The sequence below is a fragment of the Pseudomonas sp. NFACC10-1 genome, from assembly GCF_900119195.1.
GTDB lineage: Bacteria > Pseudomonadota > Gammaproteobacteria > Pseudomonadales > Pseudomonadaceae > Aquipseudomonas > Aquipseudomonas cerasi.
The window spans coordinates 118718-135959 of sequence record NZ_FPJB01000001.1; the positions used below are offsets into that span (position 1 = coordinate 118718).

Annotated in this window: 13 protein-coding genes; 8 read left to right on the forward strand and 5 right to left on the reverse strand. The window is 59.6% G+C overall.

Annotation, left to right across the window (positions count from 1 at the left end; translation table 11 throughout):
• Nucleotides 1-132 precede the first annotated feature (132 nt).
• A complete protein-coding gene (locus BT119_RS00435; RefSeq protein ID WP_072364431.1) occupies nucleotides 133-1737 on the reverse strand; it encodes a lytic transglycosylase domain-containing protein in 1605 nt (534 codons plus the stop codon).
• 99 nt (nucleotides 1738-1836) lie between these two features.
• Entirely contained in the window at nucleotides 1837-2616 is a 780-nt protein-coding gene (gene gloB, locus BT119_RS00440; RefSeq protein ID WP_004414025.1) for a hydroxyacylglutathione hydrolase, read from the reverse strand.
• 81 nt (nucleotides 2617-2697) lie between these two features.
• On the opposite strand from gloB, the gene BT119_RS00445 reads away from it, so the two are divergent.
• From BT119_RS00445 to BT119_RS00460, 4 genes are all read left to right on the forward strand, one after another.
• The gene (locus tag BT119_RS00445) at nucleotides 2698-3459 is read left to right on the forward strand and encodes a methyltransferase domain-containing protein (protein WP_004414023.1); all 762 of its coding nucleotides are present in this window, start codon (nucleotides 2698-2700) and stop codon (nucleotides 3457-3459) included.
• A 46-nt stretch (nucleotides 3460-3505) separates the two neighbouring features.
• The gene (rnhA, locus tag BT119_RS00450; RefSeq protein ID WP_003368579.1) at nucleotides 3506-3958 is read left to right on the forward strand and encodes a ribonuclease HI; all 453 of its coding nucleotides are present in this window, start codon (nucleotides 3506-3508) and stop codon (nucleotides 3956-3958) included.
• Between the two features lie 65 nt (nucleotides 3959-4023).
• Nucleotides 4024-4803 (forward strand): DNA polymerase III subunit epsilon, encoded by a 780-nt coding sequence (dnaQ, locus tag BT119_RS00455; protein WP_003368580.1) that lies wholly within the window; start codon nucleotides 4024-4026, stop codon nucleotides 4801-4803.
• A 20-nt stretch (nucleotides 4804-4823) separates the two neighbouring features.
• Nucleotides 4824-5378: a GNAT family N-acetyltransferase gene (locus tag BT119_RS00460; RefSeq protein WP_003368581.1), complete on the forward strand. Its 555-nt coding sequence runs from the start codon at nucleotides 4824-4826 to the stop codon at nucleotides 5376-5378.
• A 45-nt stretch (nucleotides 5379-5423) separates the two neighbouring features.
• Here the strand turns inward: BT119_RS00460 and BT119_RS00465 are convergent, their stop codons facing one another.
• On the reverse strand, nucleotides 5424-5639 hold the full coding sequence (locus BT119_RS00465; protein WP_004414020.1) for a hypothetical protein: 216 nt from the start codon (nucleotides 5637-5639) through the stop codon (nucleotides 5424-5426).
• A gap of 210 nt (nucleotides 5640-5849) precedes the next feature.
• Between BT119_RS00465 and BT119_RS00470 the strand changes: the two genes are divergently transcribed.
• Entirely contained in the window at nucleotides 5850-6419 is a 570-nt protein-coding gene (locus BT119_RS00470) for an NADPH-dependent FMN reductase (RefSeq protein WP_003368583.1), read from the forward strand.
• Between the two features lie 138 nt (nucleotides 6420-6557).
• A complete protein-coding gene (locus BT119_RS00475; RefSeq protein WP_072364433.1) occupies nucleotides 6558-11771 on the forward strand; it encodes a dermonecrotic toxin domain-containing protein in 5214 nt (1737 codons plus the stop codon).
• 44 nt (nucleotides 11772-11815) lie between these two features.
• Here BT119_RS00475 and BT119_RS00480 read toward each other — a convergent pair whose 3' ends face one another.
• Entirely contained in the window at nucleotides 11816-12967 is a 1152-nt protein-coding gene (locus BT119_RS00480) for an acyl-CoA dehydrogenase family protein (protein WP_044308625.1), read from the reverse strand.
• Between the two features lie 3 nt (nucleotides 12968-12970).
• On the reverse strand, nucleotides 12971-14068 hold the full coding sequence (locus BT119_RS00485) for an enoyl-CoA hydratase/isomerase family protein (RefSeq protein ID WP_003368586.1): 1098 nt from the start codon (nucleotides 14066-14068) through the stop codon (nucleotides 12971-12973).
• A gap of 276 nt (nucleotides 14069-14344) precedes the next feature.
• On the opposite strand from BT119_RS00485, the gene BT119_RS00495 reads away from it, so the two are divergent.
• Together BT119_RS00495 and BT119_RS00500 are read left to right on the forward strand one after the other, a co-directional pair.
• On the forward strand, nucleotides 14345-16024 hold the full coding sequence (locus tag BT119_RS00495; RefSeq protein WP_004414013.1) for an MFS transporter: 1680 nt from the start codon (nucleotides 14345-14347) through the stop codon (nucleotides 16022-16024).
• Nucleotides 16021-17178 carry an HlyD family secretion protein gene (locus BT119_RS00500; protein ID WP_003368589.1) on the forward strand — a complete coding sequence of 386 codons (1158 nt, stop codon included), beginning with the start codon at nucleotides 16021-16023 and terminating at the stop codon, nucleotides 17176-17178. The genes BT119_RS00495 and BT119_RS00500 overlap by 4 nt, the downstream gene beginning before the upstream one ends.
• Nucleotides 17179-17242 lie beyond the last annotated feature (64 nt).

Genomic DNA, 17242 nt, shown 5'->3' on the forward strand with positions numbered 1-17242 from the left:
CAGACGGCCTGGGCTTTCGGGTCGCTAACAGTAACAGCTTGTTCCAGCTGGAAAAAGACTGCAGGTGATGGCGCTGCCGGGCTGCATCGGACACCCGCCCCAAGGTTATCGAAGGGCAAGTGGCCGTGCGCATCAGTGTGGCAGGTAAACGGTCAGGGTCTGGCCGGGTTTGAGAGCCTGCCCGCTACGTGGATTCCAGCGCTTGAGATGTTGCATCTCGACGTTGAAGCGCTTGGCGACCAGATACATCGAGTCGCCTTTCTGGATCTTGTACTGCATGGATTTCTTTTCGCTGTCCTTGCCACCGGTGCTGGCGACCGACTTGCTGGCGGCTTTGCCGGCAGGTTTGCTGGTGTCCTGCATGACCAGCGTCTGGCCGACCTTGAGCTTCTTGCCGGTCAGCTTGTTCCAGCGTTGCAGGTCTTCGACATCCACCTTGTTGGCTTGCGCGATGGTGGTCAGGTTGTCACCGCTGCGCACCTTGTAACTTCGGGTACGTGACGGCTTGTCGTTGCTGGCCAGCGCTTCGAACACGGGTTGTGAATTCTGCATGCCCGGCTTGACCGGTATGCTCAGTGATTGACCGACCTTCAGGCGGTTGCCGGACAGCTTGTTATTGCCCTTGAGCGAGCTGACCGTGACCTGATAACGACTGGCCAGGCTTTCCAGGGTATCGCCCTTGCGCACCCGGTAAGGCTGCCAGGCGACCAGTTCTTCCTGTTTCATGGTCAGCAGGCTGGCCGTCAGCAGTTGCGCCTTGGAAGTGGGCACCAGCAGGTGCTGGGGGCCATCGACGGTCAGGCGCTTCTTGTAGGCGGGGTTGAGCTGGATAAGCTCGTCTTCGTCGATATCGGCGGCGCTGGCCACTTTGGACAGGTCGACACGCTTGTTGAGCTCGACGACTTCGAAGTAGGGCTGGTTGGCGATCGGGTTCAGATTGACGCCGTAAGCTTCCGGCGACAACACCACCTGGGACAGGGCCAGCAGCTTGGGCACGTAATCGCGGGTTTCCTGCGGCAGCGGCAGGTTCCAGTAATCGGTCGGCAGGTTGAGTTTGTCATTGCGCTCGATGGCGCGGCTCACCGTGCCTTCGCCGGCGTTGTAGGCTGCCAGGGCCAGCAGCCAGTCGCCGTTGAACATGTCATGCAGGCGGGTCAGGTAATCCAGTGCCGCAACGGTCGAGGCCTGGATGTCGCGACGTCCGTCATAAAAGCTGGTCTGGCGCAGGTTGAAGTAACGCCCGGTCGACGGGATGAACTGCCAGAGGCCGACCGCCTGGCTGCGCGAAACGGCCATCGGGTTGTAGGCGCTTTCGATGACCGGAAGCAGCGCCAGTTCCAGCGGCATGTTGCGTTCTTCAAGGCGCTCGACGATGTAGTGCATGTACAGGCTGCCGCGCTCGCCAGCGTTTTCCAGAAAGGAAGGGTTGTTGGCGAACCACAGGCGCTGTTGATCGATGCGGGGGTTCTGATCATTGCCTTGTTGCAGCTGAAAGCCCTGACGCATGCGCTCCCAGACATCCTGTGGAGGTGCGAGAGGGGTGGCAGGCTTGTGCGACAGGAAAATCGGTTTTTGCTTGATGCCGGCGGCCAGGTTAGACGCGCGATGGCTATTGACCGGGTCGACGCTGGCGGTGCTCTGGCAACCGGCCAGAAGGGCACTCGCGGTGACGGCCATGGCCTGAGCCAACCGAGTCAATGCGTCCGAATGTGAAGGCTTGCTGGTAGATGACGACATTGTTCGGGGGGTACATCCAGACGAAAATGTCGGGCGATTCTAGGAAGCAGCCTGCCGTCGGTCAACCTTTCAGAATTTTATTGCGGTTTTAAGGTCGGGTCAGAACTTATCTTTCCAGGCCCTCAAGCTGGCAAAGACCGCACTCTGCGAGGTGTTTTGCCCGCCGCTCCGTTCGTCCGCTTTTTCTTTAACGGATGTTTCCCCGGTACGCAGGAACGGATTGGTACGTTTTTCCAGGGCCAGATTCGACGGAAGACTGATGCGATTTTCGCTGCGCCAGCGCGTCACTTCGGCCAGGCGTTCGGCGATATCGACATTGTCGGGCTCGACGGCCTGCGCAAAGCGCAGATTGCTCAGCGTGTATTCGTGAGCGCAGTAGATCAGTGTGCTGTCCGGCAGATCGGCCAGGCGGCTGAGAGAATCGTGCATCTGTTGCGGCGTGCCCTCGAACAACCGTCCGCAGCCAGCAGCAAACAGCGTGTCGCCGCTGAACAGCAGGGGGGTCGTGGCGTCCTCGTGATAGAACGCGATATGCCCCAGCGTATGACCAGGGACCGCATGCACTACAAATTCAAGGCCCAGCACGGTCAGTCGGTCATTGTCGACCAGCGCGACATCGCGTGCCGGTATGGTTTCGGCTGCAGGGCCCAGCACGCGCGCCGCGGTCGACTGCTTGAGTTCCGCAACGCCGCCCACATGATCATTGTGGTGGTGGGTGATCAGGATATCGGTCAGCCGGTAGTCGGGATTCTGCGCCAGCCAGCCCAGCACTGGCTTCGCGTCGCCCGGATCGACGACAGCGCACTGCTGGCTCGAAAGGTCTTGTAACAACCAGATGTAATTGTCATTGAAAGCAGGAAGGGCGTGGATCTGTATCATGGCGCAGTTCGCATAGCGGCAGACAATGGTGCATCTTAGAGTCTGTTGCCGCTGTATGCGAGCACCTCTGGAGGAGAACTCATGACCGATGAAGCGTTCGCTCAGGCTGATCCTGAGTGGCTTGCATTGATCCGCGCTGCCCGTGAATGGCTTTCCGGGCCGCTCGGGCAGCTTCTGCTCGAAGAGGAACGGCGCATTCTCGACGAAGAGCTGGGGCGGTACTTCGGCGGCTATCTGGTGCATTACGGCCCGTCGGCGGAAAGCCCGCCAGTGGCTCCCCAGGTGCAGCGCAATGTACGCCTTGGTGCGCCGTTGCCGGGTGTCGAGATTGTCTGTGAGGAACAGGCGTGGCCATTGAGTGAGCACGCGGCCGATGTCGTGGTGTTGCAGCACGGCCTGGATTTCTGCCTGTCGCCCCACGGCCTGCTGCGCGAAGCGGCCAGCAGCGTGCGGCCGGGCGGGCACTTGCTGATTATCGGCATCAATCCCTGGAGCACCTGGGGCATACGTCACGTATTCGCGCGGGATGCGTTGCGCAAGGCGCGCTGCATTTCATCCTCGCGGGTCGCTGACTGGCTGAATCTGCTGGGCTTCGCGCTGGAGAAACGGCGCTTCGGATGCTATCGTCCGCCTCTTGCTTCAGCAGCATGGCAGTCGCGTCTTGCAGGGCTCGAACGCCTTGGCGAGGGGCGTCAGAGCCCCGGTGGCGGCTTCTATGTACTGGTGGCGCGCAAACTGGTGGTCGGCCTCAGGCCCTTGCGTCAGGTGCGCCGCGACCCCATTGGCAAACTGATCCCCATGCCGATGGCCAAGGTCAGCCGCAACACTCAGGACCAGGCTTGAATAACGCCTTGCTGCACATGAAGCCCATCATTCTGGAAAGGTCGTAATGAGCGATAGCGTTGAACTCTTCACCGACGGTGCCTGCAAGGGTAATCCTGGCCCGGGCGGTTGGGGGGCCCTGCTGGTGTGCAAGGGCGTCGAAAAAGAGTTGTGGGGTGGCGAAGCCAATACCACCAACAACCGGATGGAACTGACCGGTGCGATTCGCGGGCTTGAAGAACTCAAGCGCCCTTGCGAAGTGACGCTGGTGACCGACTCTCAGTACGTGATGAAAGGCATTACCGAGTGGATGGTCAACTGGAAGAAGCGCGGCTGGAAAACCGCTGCCAAGGAGCCGGTCAAAAACGCCGATCTGTGGCAGCTTCTGGATGAACAGGTCAGTCGCCACACGGTGAAATGGCAGTGGGTGCGCGGGCACATCGGCCACCCTGGCAACGAGCGTGCCGACCAGCTCGCCAACCGTGGCGTCGACGAAGTGCGCGGCATCCGGCACGGCTAGACGCGCACGGGCTTGCAACGGCCGCTGCGTGCTAGAATCGCGGCCTGTACATGAGGCAACAGTCAATGGCATTGCAAAACCTGGATAACAGATCCATCGTCCTCGATACCGAAACCACCGGTATGCCGGTGACGGATGGTCACCGCATCATCGAGATCGGTTGTGTCGAGTTGATCGGTCGCCGCCTGACCGGTCGGCATTTTCACGTTTACCTGCAACCTGATCGCGAAAGTGACGAAGGCGCGATCGGTGTTCACGGTATCACCAATGAATTTCTGGTCGGCAAGCCGCGGTTTGCCGAAGTCGCCGATGAATTCTTCGAGTTCATCAAAGGCGCGCAGCTGATCATTCACAACGCAGCGTTCGACGTTGGCTTCATCAACAACGAATTTGCCTTGATGGGTTCGCAGGACAGGGCTGATATCACCCAGCACTGTTCGATTCTCGACACCCTGATGATGGCGCGAGAGCGTCACCCGGGTCAGCGCAACAGTCTGGATGCACTCTGCAAGCGCTACGGCGTCGATAACTCGGGCCGTGAGCTGCACGGCGCATTGCTCGACTCCGAGATTCTGGCCGACGTCTATCTGGCGATGACCGGCGGTCAGACCAGCCTGTCGCTGGCTGGCAATGCCTCCGATGGCAACGGTTCGGGCGAAGGCTCTGGCAATCGTGGCAGCGAAATTCGCCGCCTGCCTGCCGATCGCAAGCCATGCCGCATCATTCGCGCCTCTGAAAGTGAGCTGGCCGAGCACGAAGTGCGTATGAGCACCATCGCCAAGGCTTGCGGTGCTCCTCCGCTCTGGGTACAGATGCTGGAAGCCGGAGCGCAGGCATCTTCCTGACAGCAAGCGGCAAAGGTGAAATGAGCGTGGCACATCCTGCTTTGAGCATTCGGGTTGCAGACGAATGCTTCGAGGACTACATCCTCAACAGCGAATTCACGTTTACAGTGCTTGGCTATGCGCAGCCGCGTATCGGCGAGCCCGTGGATTCATGGCCGGTCGAGCTGGTCGAGCCGTACAGCAAGAATTATGGCATCGACTCTCAGGAATTTGCCGATCATCGTGAAGCCGCCACCAGTTCGGTGATGGTTGCGTGGCTGGATGACCACGCCGTCGGCCATATCGTGATGAGCACTCACTGGAGTGGATTCGCGTATATCGATGAGCTGGCAGTGGACGAGTCGGCGCGCCGTCATGGCGTCGCACGCTCGTTGCTCGACGCGGCGCAATTCTGGACTCGTAAGCGCAATCTGCCTGGCATCGTTCTGGAAACGCAGAACAATAACCTGGGGGCCTGCAGGCTGTACGAGAGTTGCGGGTACGTGGTAGGCGGGGTGGATCACATGCGCTATCGGGGCATTGATCCGAACACTCGTGAAACGGCGATTTTCTGGTATCTGATCTTTTCGGATTAACAGCTTCCCGCTGGCCATGCAGCCAAGGCGGGAATGCTGCCGTTATTACGTGGGTGTACGGGTAATTTTTATGCCCGATTGCACCAGCTCGAAGTCCTCACCACCCAAATGCTTGACCCGGTCGCCGATTGCCAGCCTGTAGGTGATCACCGGCTGACCGCCCTGCGCCTCATCCGGCTGCGATTCCTGGAACTCATGAACCGGATAAACGCGACCTTCGGCGTCCCTGGCATGAAATTGTCCGACGAGAACTGAAGCCATTTGCTCTGTAACCTCTGAAACTGAATATAACTGCTGGTTTACGAATCCATCGAGGCTAGTAGACCACTGATCTATAGGTGAGTTTGCCTTTGAGGGAAAAAATAATCCCTGCCGTTCAAGCGCGTAGGGAATTGACTGGCGCAAAGGTCGTCTAAACCCGGCTTCTGTTCTATACCTAACCTTCCCTTGAATCAGATGACGGATATTTTCATGAGCCAGGTTCATACCATTGCCGTATTGGTCGGCAGTCTGCGAAAAGAGTCCATCAACCGCAAGATCGCTCTTGCTCTGGCAGAACTGGCACCTGCCAGCCTGAAACTGAATATTGTCGAGATCGGTGATCTGCCGTTGTACAACGAAGACATCGATGGCGACTCACCGCCGCCTGCATACACCACCTTTCGCGAGCAACTGGGCGCTGCCGACGGCGTGCTGTTTGTTACCCCGGAATACAACCGCTCGGTGCCCGGTGCCCTGAAAAACGCCATCGACGTGGGCTCGCGTCCTTACGGCAAAAGTGCCTTCAGCGGCAAGCCGGGCGCCGTGATCAGTGCCTCGCCGGGTGCTGTCGGTGGCTTTGGTGCCAACCATCACCTGCGTCAGTCGCTGGTGTTTCTGGACGTGCTGTGCCTTCAGCAGCCCGAAGCCTACTTGGGCGGCGCCGGGAGCTTTTTCGACGAGTCCGGCGCGTTGTCCGATAAAACCAGGCCCTTCCTGCAGAAGTTCATCGATGCCTTCGCCGCCTGGGTCGAGAAGAACGGCAGGGCTGCTGCCCACTGATTTTTTGACGAAGCGCGTCTGCCGATCGATTGCTTTATGTAACGCAGGCGCGTCGGTCCATCCCCATAAGCTGTTTCCTTTTTCTCTGCCACGCGCCTGGGCGCTTTGCGCAGAGGCGCCCTCCAAAGGAAACAGTACATGTCAGCAGCTCCCTATTTTTTCAGCGACTCTCTGCGCGCGCGCTTCACACAAGACATTCGGGACGCTATCGAACAGTCTCGAATCAGCCATGACGACGGCGCGTGGTTGCAGCTATTGGCTGCCGAAAGTAACGAGCCCACCAGCGATGCGGCTCCCCGAGTCGACCGGCTGCTGATAAGCGACGCGCAGCCCGTTAATGCGGAATTGGCCGCAGCCCTGTTCATCAGTGATGCCGCCAATCCCTCGGCGCGGGTCTTTCTCAGTACCCTGGCCTTCGGCATCGAGCAATTCGAGAGTCGCAGCGCGCTGTTCAACGCCTTGCAGCAGCGATTCGACGATATCACTGCCTTGTCGATCGTCGAGCGCGAACGCATCGAAGGCTCGCTGTTTGACGCCCGCACGCAGGCCGTGCTGCGCCAGCAGGCCGGGCATCTGCAGCGCCTGGCGGCAAGGTTGGAGGCGCTGCCTGATTTTCGACAGGCGACAGGCAAGGCCTTTCAGGATGTGCTGGTAGAAAGGGGCATCGACGTCGTTGCCCAGACCGTCCAGCTTGTGCACACGGCGCCCGGTGCTGCTCCGGCAGCGTCAACAGTCGTCGGAACTCAATACCTTGCCGATGCCGCCATGCAGGCGTTTTCCTACGAATCCCTGCCGCAAGGCCAGACACGTCGCTATCTGGATACCAAGGGGGCGGCGTTACCCGAGGCACAGGCGATCGTTTTCGATCAGGCGCTGGCAGACTCGGCTGCTTCAGTCGGCACCGCGTATGAGCAGTTGCTGTCTGACTACTGGACGTCTCAGGGGCAGGATGGGCGCACGCGTCGCGACCTCACCGCTGATGCGCTTGCAGAGTGTTTTCGCCAGCATCTGTTATCGGGCAGGGCGCACCGCAACATGACGGAGGCTGAATATCGCTGGCTGCTGACCCTGCTGCCTTCGCAGCCTGGCGGGCCCGCTGCGCCGGTGCCAAGGGTACGCAGGTTATCAGTTGTCGTGGCCGGCCAGGACCCCGTCAAGCTGGTCGGCGTATTCCTCATCGATTTCCCCGGAGAGGCGTCACCGGCGGTATTTCTCTATTCGTCATTGCCGGGCTTCCTGCGCTTCGGCGATCAGGCTCAGGCCACCGAGCATGTGCTGAGGGGGCCTTCACGCGCCGGATTGTTGTTTTACTCATCGTTGAATGATCATTCCGTCATCAGCCTGGAAGGTCAGCTTGAGCTGCGTCACGACACGCTTACCGAGGACTTTTTCAGCGAATTCATTGATGCCCTGATCGCCTTGCAAGAGCGCGACCTGCGCTACGTACTTGACCTGCCGGCCCTTCATTCCGAAAAAAATCCGGCTCGGATTGACGATGCTCTGGACATCCGCAAGCTGCTCGATGGTCGGCTCTTGAACATGCACGATGCAGGGCGCTGGCGTCAGGACCGGCTGAGCTTTGACAGCGTCTGGGGGGCGGCTGCCCAGAGCAGTGTCAGTGAACGGCCGAACTTGATTTCAGACCCGTCCTACAACTGGATGGGCAAGTTGAAAAAGCTCGACGCCTTGCTCGGCAGCGTCGATGCCATGCATCCCGGTGCAGATGGCTGCATGCATCGCGCGCTCAACCTCTATCTGGCTTTGATCGGCGGTCCGCCCCTTGATGCCCGCAAGCTTTGGGTGCAGGCGGATGTCGCTGAGGCGACGCCGGTGCCAGTGTTGACGCTGGCGCTTGAACGGGTGTGCGGTTACGCAAGCATCCCCCTGGCTGACAGCATCGTTCTCGCCGGGCAGATCACTCCGGTGGCGGATCAACCGGTGCAGCGTCTGTCGCTGGCATTGCTTGAGCAGATATTGATCTGCGTGCAGGCAGATTTTGCCCATCGCTTCGAGGGTCAGATCAGCGAGTTCTACTCACGTACGATTCGCCAACGCGATACCAGCATGCATCCCGACGTGATATCCGCCCTGGTCCGGGAGTACTCGCTGCGTCTTGAGTTGCTGGTCGAACGGCGCACGGCCACGCTGCCTGTCGCTTTCCTCGACAACGTACAGCAGGTCCTCGACAGGCCGTTGCCGGCACTTCGGGAGACGTTGGGCGAGGCGCGCGTCGATGTTTTTAGGGTGACGGTTCAGTACGACCCGCAGGTGCCCGTGGTCAAGGTAACCAATGCGTTTGTGGTCACTGGCAGGCTTCCCGACAGTAAGCCCGTCCTGTGGATCCTGGATCAGGGACTCGTCGGTTTTGAAACCCAGCAGTCGCTGGAAGAGTATGTCGCCGGGCGACTGACAAGTATGGAGCTGAGCTCGCAGGTGTCAGGCGTTATCGCTGAACCTGACCGACGCATGTTGCTCGGCCAGCGTGCCCGTCGAGGGACGCTTGAACTCAAGGTCGTCCTGCAACCCATTGAAGGGCATTTCATCGAGGTATTGCAGCGCGACGAGGTCGAGCGCCAGCAGCGTACGGTGGCCGATCTTTATCGGCAGTCCATAGCCTGGCAGGTGCCGTCGGAACTGTTCGCCAACCTGCTGAGTGCCGCAGAGCGGGATGACCGAAATCGCCAGGCCCTCAATTCTCTGGGGGTTGCCATTCAGCTCATCATTTACAAAGCGCTCGTACCTTCATGGGTCAGCGAGGCGTCGAAGCGTGATCAGGTCATTCTGGTCGAGACCCTGCGACGGTTTTATGTGACCTGTGTCGGCGAGAAGGACTTTCTGTTCGATATTCCAAGCTTCTACGATTACTCCCTCAAGCAACTCAAGCGCAGGTTCGACAAGGACTTCGCAAAGCCTCGGCCTGATCCTGAAAACGTGCGTGTTTCGCTGACGCACTACGTCCCCGCCCCGGTGGCGCCGGGCGAGTTGCCCCAGTCGATACCTGCGGCTACCCAGGTCGTCAGCGAAAACCTGGTGGAGTTTGCAATCAACCGCTTTCTGTCCAGGCAGGACGGGGTCATTCTGCTCTCCTCAAAGGATGGCACGCCGCTGGACGTGGCCCTGACACCTGTGTATCTGCGTGAGCTGGTGAGGTCGCTGGACATCGCCTCGGGCTACCGCACGATGCTGAACTCAGTGCTGGCCGAGACGAGGCCGGATTATCTCGAGCGCCGCAAACTGTTCGTCGAGCAGGTTCCTTCGCTGGATATTTTGCGAGCCTTTGCTTCCAAGCTGAAAAACGAGCTGTCCGAGCAGGCGTATCGGATTATCGAAAACGTACTGAGCATGCCTGATGCGGTCGCGCGCCTGCCGGTCAACGGCTGCCAGATGATCCTCAGTCCCTTGAAACTGCTGCCGGCCAAGGAGGGCTGGGAGCCGACCGTCGTGCTCAATACGTACCTGATGGGGCCAAGGGAAAATCAGCCGGGACCGTGGGTGCTTTACGCGCCCCTGCACGACGAGTTCGTATTCAAGGAGTATCCCGACCAGGCTGCGCTGGTGCTTGATATTCACACTTCCGCCTATTTCCAAGCGTACATTCTGGACCGGATCGACCCCGATTTGCGCAAGATTTACGACAAGGGTGGCTTTGTGGAGCCGCACCTGCCTTTCAGCACCGAGTCCTCTTTCGATCTGCCGTTCGAGCGTGCTGCCCCTGTCACCGTGCAAATCGATCCCTATGAGGGCAATTGCCTGTTGCTGATGTTCAAGGGCGCTGTGGATATTCTGAAGTTGCAGGTCAAGCAGTACAGCGTCACCAATGCCGAACACCGCCGCGCGGCGACGCAGTATCTGTTCACGCTGGGCGCAGAGCAATTCATGGCGCTCATGCCTGGACGCCTGGGGGCACTGATCGGCATCATTCAGGGGGAGACATTGTTGAACCTGTCGCTCATCTCGGCAACGGATCAGCAATGGGGTCAGGCGATCTCGGAGTTCATGACGGCTCTGAGCGTGATGATTTCTTCCGGGCAGAACCCTGCGGAAGCCGCATCACTGACGTCTCATGAGACCAGCGCCTTGCTGGATGACCCAACGTCGCCCGACCCGCTTGTGCAATTGATCGATGCCGCTGATACGTTCGAGTTCTCTTGGGGCAACAGCTCTCTGACGCAACAGATACGGGAGCGTTTGCGCGAGTTCGAAGTTCACGACATAGCCTTGTACACGCTGCAACGCGATGAACTGTTAAGCGTCTACCGCGATCCTGTTACCGGCAGAGCGTATGCAGCCATAGGTGGGAAAACCTATGAGGTGCAGTCAGATGAGGACGGTTGGTTCATTGTGTCGGGCGACAGGATCGGTCCCTCGGTGAGTCTGGATGCGGATCAGCAATGGAAGCTGGACATCCAGGGCGGACTGCGCGGTGGAGGAGGGGCGCTTACCCGTATGGAGGGCAGTCTTGTCGACGATCTGGTTGATGAAATCATGGTTGTCAGCGCTCGAGGCATGCCCGAAATTCGTCATCGCCACCGGGATATGGCTTTGACCATCGAAGATGCCTGCCTGCAGGCGCAGCGCTATCTGGAAAACGCTCTGGACAACCTGACCAGACGCTTGCCGGACAACAAGCTGGATCCGCGTGCGGCGAAAATACTGAGCGATTTTTTTGCGCAGAAAGTGCCTGACGATCGACTCTACGAAGTGACTAAAAAAGCTGTCACCGGTCTGTATCAGGAGTTGATAGATCCTTCGCTGTCGCCCATCGACTCGCCGCGTTATGTGGTCGGAGTCAATCGAATGGGCAACGAATCGGCCAGCGCATTCATCTTCGAAGCAGACCCGGCGCGGAGGATTTTTCTGACGGAGCAGTTTTTTCGACTGCCGACCTATCGATTGAAGCTCAGCGCGCAACGTGCCGGGGAGTTCAAGTTTCCTCAGCATTACCGGGCCGCGATCCTGATTCATGAGTTATCACATATGGTGCTGAAAACGGATGACATTGCTTACGTGGACTCACAGGCCCCATTCATCGATTTGCTTGAAGATGCACCGACCTATCGACTGCGGATCAGAAACGAACTGATTTATCAGCAGCAAAAGACGCTGTCCTTTCATACAGACCGCGACAAGTTGTTCAAGCAGCTGGACGAAGATTCGTGGCGCGACCTGAGGCGAATGGATGGTAATGGAAAACAGACGATTCTGCGCATCGCTGGCAAGAGCACGCTCGAAGAGGCGCGTGATGTGTTTTATGAAGACGTCCACAAGCGGGTCGACATCATGCTCAAAAATGCCGACTCGGTAGCCTTGCTGGTGACGTTGCTGGGGCGAGAGCGATTTGTGAAGCCCTGATGCTCTGCCCCGGCGTACCGCATTGGGCGGCCACTGCGCCTGAATCAGACCAGATAATGACGCAGTTCCCGGGCGATCAGCAGGCGCTGGATCTCACTGGAGCCTTCGTAAATCTGGGTGATGCGCGCGTCCCGGTAGAAACGCTCGACAGGGTAGTCCTCCAGGTAGCCATAGCCACCATGAATCTGGATTGCCTTGGAGCACACCCATTCGGCCATTTCAGAAGCGAACAGCTTGGCCTGAGAGGCTTCCGACAGACACGCTTGCCCGGCGCTGCGCAGCCGCGCAGCGTGCAGGGTCAGCAGGCGGGCGGCGTTGATTCGGGTGTGCATATCGGCCAGCAGATTGGCAATACTTTGATGTTCGATGATCGGTTTGTCGAACTGCACCCGTTCACGCGCATACGCCAGCGCTGCTTCGAAGGCGGCGCGGGCGATTCCCAGTGCCTGCGCGGCGATGCCGATGCGGCCGCCTTCCAGGTTGGAGAGGGCGATAGACAGCCCCTTGCCACGCTCACCCAGCAGGTTGGCGGACGGGATTCGGCAGTTGTTCAAGGTGACCGCGCAGGTGTCCGATGCCCGGATGCCCATCTTGTGCTCGCTGCGATCCACCACGAAACCAGGGTTCTCGGTCGGCACCAGAAAGGCTGACAGGCCCTTTTTGCCGAGCGCCGGGTCGGTCACTGCAAACACGATAGCCAGTTGTGCCCGTTTGCCATTGCTGACGAACTGCTTGGCGCCGTTGATCACCCACTGATCACCCTGCAACTCGGCACGAGTGCGCAGGTTGTGGGCTTCAGAGCCTGCATGCGGTTCGGTAAGGCAGAAACAGCCGATGGCCCGGCCTGTGGCCAGTTTTTCCAGCCAGGCATGTTTCTGCTCATCGGTCCCGTAGTTGAGGACCGGCCCGCAGCCCACGGAGCTGTGAACACTCATCAGCGTGCCGGTGGCGGCGTCGGCGGCAGAAATTTCCTCAACCGCCAGTGCATACGCAACGTAGTCAATGTAAGTGCCACCCCATTGCTCTGGCACCACCATGCCCAGCAGGCCCAGCTCACCGAGCTTGGCCACCAGCGCGTCATCGATCCAGCCGGCCTTTTCCCAGGCTTGGGCATGTGGGGCAATTTCGTTGCGGGCAAAGTCGCGCGCCATGTCGCGAATCATTACCTGTTCTTCGGTCAATTCAAGATCGTGCACGGCTCAATTCTCCAGACCGCTGAAGAAACTCTGCACCTGCGCGGCACTGACGTCCTGCGCGCTGGCGTGTTTCCATTGCGGCTTCTTGTCTTTATCGATGATCAGCGCGCGTATGCCTTCAATCAGGTCACCGCGTTCGAACCATTGGCGGTCCAGATGCAACTCCATGGCGAAGCAGGCCTGCAGCGGCAGATGACGACCACGGCGCAGCATTTCCAGAGTCACGGTCATGCCCAGCGGCGAATGAGCGTTCATTCGGCTGACGGTATCCAGCGCCCACTCTCTGGTATCGCCGATGACCACTTGCTGAAGCTGTTCGAGCATGCTGGGGACATCCGGCAATCCGAAAAAGTGGTCGATGGCGTGGCGCAGGGCTTCCAGCGGCGGAGAGGGCAGGCGCTGGGTGGCCAGCTTGGCCAGCGCACCCTGCAGGTCCTTGAGTGGGGTCGACTTCCATTTCAGATGGTCGAGCATATGGTCGAGGCGCGGCAGGAGTTCGCTGTTCATCGACCAGTTGGCAAGGCCGCAGTACAGCGCATCGGCGGCACCGATCTGCGACCCGGTCACGCCCAGCCAGGTCCCCACTTCGCCGGGCAGCCGCGACAGAAAATAACTGCCGCCGACGTCAGGGAAATAACCAATGGCGACTTCGGGCATGCCGAGGCGGCTGCGTTCGGTGACCACGCGCAGGTCGGCTCCCTGAACCAGACCCATGCCGCCGCCCAGCACCAGACCGTCCATCAGGGCCAGTACCGGCTTGCGGTAACGGTGAATGGCCAGGTCCAGCTCGTACTCTTCGGCAAAAAATGTGTGATGCAGATCCTGGCCGTTCTGGTGGCTCTCATACAGTGAACGGATGTCGCCACCGGCGCAGAATGCCTTGCCGCCCGCACCACGCAGGACCACGGCATGAACCGAGGGGTCGTCGGCCCAGCGGTCAAGTTGCTGGCGAAGTGTGCGGACCATGTCCAGATCGATTGCGTTCAGGCCTTCCGGGCGATTGAGGGTCAAGTGACCAATGTGGTTACGCACGTCGACAACGATCGAATCCCTGCTGGCGGATGGTCGAACCGAGCGGGCCGATGAAACCTGTGAACTCATTCTGAACTCCTTGTTCGGTTGCGCTTTTTTCTTATTCGAGCGTTCGAGCGTCGCAGAAGATCCTAGCAGCGCAAATGTGCAAAGCAAAACTGCGTTTAAGCATAGTCTGAAGTTTCAGATATCCACTGTCTGGCGCATTCGCAACTGCTGGAGCGATGCTGTATTGCACTGACCAACGCGAATCATTGCCTGGCGGATGAGTATTATGACTGTCATTAATGTCACAAAAGGGAATTCCTCAGGTGTACCCCATGAAAGTCCCCGTTTCTGTCGTTTATGAGCGATAAGTATGCCCCACGCGAGTGGGCCGCCCACGAGCGTCCGACCATGCCTGGCTCGCCGTCGACGCCGCTGCATTCGACTGCGCGGCGTTGGGCGTTTGCTGTCGTAGGGGTGATCGTCGCGCTGACCGGTGGGCTCGGCAACGCACTGGTGGTCGCCAACCTGCCGTATCTGCAGGGCGCGCTGGGGGCGACGTCGCAGGACATCGCCTGGCTGCCGGCGGCCTACATCATGACGAACGTATCGATGAATCTGCTGCTGGTGAAGTTTCGTCAGCAATTCGGTCTGCGTGCGTTCACCGAGCTGTTTCTGGTGCTGTACGCGCTGGTGACGCTGGCGCATCTGTTCGTCAACGACATCGATTCGGCCATCGCTGTACGTGCGGCACACGGCATGGTTGGCGCTGCACTCAGCACCCTGGGGCTGTATTACATGATCCAGGCTTTCCCGCAGAAGTGGCGGCTCAAGGCGCTGGTACTCGGGCTTGGCACCGCCCAGCTGGCAACGCCGCTGGCGCGGCTGGTGTCGGAAGACTTGCTGCAAATTGCCCAGTGGCGTGGCCTTTATCTGTTCGAGCTGGGCATGGCGCTGCTCTCGCTGGGCTGCGTGCTGATGCTCAAACTGCCGCCTGGCGATCGCTTCAAGGCGTTCGAGAAGCTCGATTTCCTCACCTTCGGCCTGCTGGCCACCGGTTTTGCGCTGCTCTGTGCGGTGCTGTCGCTGGGGCGTATCGAATGGTGGCTGGAAGCGCAGTGGATTGGTATTGCCTCAGCGGCATCGATTGCGCTGATCTGCGCCGGACTGGCCATCGAGCATAACCGCAGCAATCCGTTGCTGATCACTCGCTGGCTGGGCAGTGGAGCGATCCTGCGCCTGGGCTTGGCCGTCATCCTGTTTCGCGTGGTGCTGTCCGAACAGTCGGTCGGCGCTGTCGGGTTTCTTCAGGCGCTGAACATGGGCAGTCAGCAGTTACACACGCTGTACCTGGTGATGCTGCTCGGCAGCGTTTCGGGGCTGGCGGTCAGTGCGCTGACCATCAATCCGGCACATCTGATCAAACCCTTGCTGATCTCCCTGGCGATGATGGCAATCGGTGCCTGGATGGACAGTCACTCCACCAACCTGACCCGCCAATCGAACATGTACCTCAGCCAGTTTCTGCTGGCCTTTGGCGGCACATTTTTTCTTGGGCCTACCCTGGTGCTGGGGATCAGCGGCGTGTTGGCGAACCCGCGTAACATGGTCAGTTTTTCAGTGTTGTTCGGGATCACTCAGAACATCGGCGGGCTGATCGGGTCTGCTGCATTGGGCACCTTTCAAGTGGTGCGCGAGAAGTTTCATTCCAGCCACATCGTTGAACACCTGACCCTCATCGATCCGCTGGTACAGGCGCGACTGCAGAGTTACAGCGCCAGCTACAGCTCGGTGATCGCCGACCCGTCGTTGCGCAACAGTCAGGGCATCCGCACGATGGCCACGGCAGCGACCCGGGAAGCCAATGTGCTGGCTTACAATGATGTGTTCATGCTGATCGCGCTGATTGCCGTGCTGACCATGATCTGGATTTCAGCCCGGGTCCTGTGGCTGAAAATGACCACTCAACCTCTGCCGCTGGCACCCATTGCACCTGCTGCTCCGCCCACCGTATCCAATTCCGGCGTTAAATCTTCATGACCGAATCCAAAACCCCAGATACCGAAGCCCCGCGCAACTCGCCGCCACCGGCTCCGTTGACGTCCCCGGTGACCAGCAAGCCGCGCTCGACCCGCAAGCGTGTCGTGTCTTCGGTGATTTTCGGCGCCGTTGCCCTGGCCGGGGTGCTGGTGGTGCTGTACGCCTGGCAACTTCCGCCGTTTGCCAGCCCGATCGAGAGCACCGAGAATGCGCAGGTCAAGGGCCAGACCACGCTGATCGGGCCGCAGCTGAGCGGGTATGTCTACGAAGTACCGGTGCAGGACTTCCAGTTCGTCAAGGCCGGTGATCTGTTGGTGCGTCTGGATGACCGTATCTATCGTCAGCGCCTGGATCAGGCCATTGCACAACTGGCTGTGCAGAAGGCCTCGCTGGCCAACAATCTGCAACAGCGGCGTAGTGCCGAAGCCACCATCGGCCAGCGCCAGGCCGAACTGCAGAACAGCATCGCCCAGAGCCGCAAGAGCGCTGCCGATCTGCGGCGCAATCAGGCGCTGGTGACCGACGGTTCGGTTTCGAAAAGCGAGCTGGATGTCACGCGTGCTGCCGACGCGCAGGCGAACGCCGCCGTTGCCGAAGCCAAGGCAGTCTTGCAGATCGCCCGTGAGGACCTGCAAACAGTCATCGTCAACCGTGGCTCACTGGAAGCCTCGGTCGCCAATGCGCAAGCGGCTATCGAGCTGGCGCGCATCGACCTGGACAACACGCGTATCGTTGCCCCGCGTGACGGGCAGTTGGGGCAGATCGGCGTGCGTCTTGGTGCCTATGTCAATTCGGGTGCGCAGTTGATGGCACTGGTGCCCGAGCAGCGTTGGATCGTGGCGAACATGAAAGAAACCCAAATGGCCAATGTGCGCCTGGGGCAGCCGGTGAGCTTTACCGTCGATGCGCTCGACGGCCACCAGATGCACGGCCACGTACAACGAATTTCGCCCGCTGCGGGTTCGGAATTCAGCCTGCTGCCTGCCGACAACGCCACCGGCAACTTCGTGAAGATTTCCCAGCGTATCCCGGTACGCATCGTGGTCGATGCCGATCAGCCCATGCTTGAGCACCTGCGGCCTGGGATGTCGGTGGTCGTGAGCATCGACACCAGCGCGGACGGCGATGTGCCGCCTGATCCGGCGGTGCGCTGAACCTTTGGATGATCGCTGATGCTGGACGCGGGCAGGATTCGATCCGATGCAAGTTGACTATCGT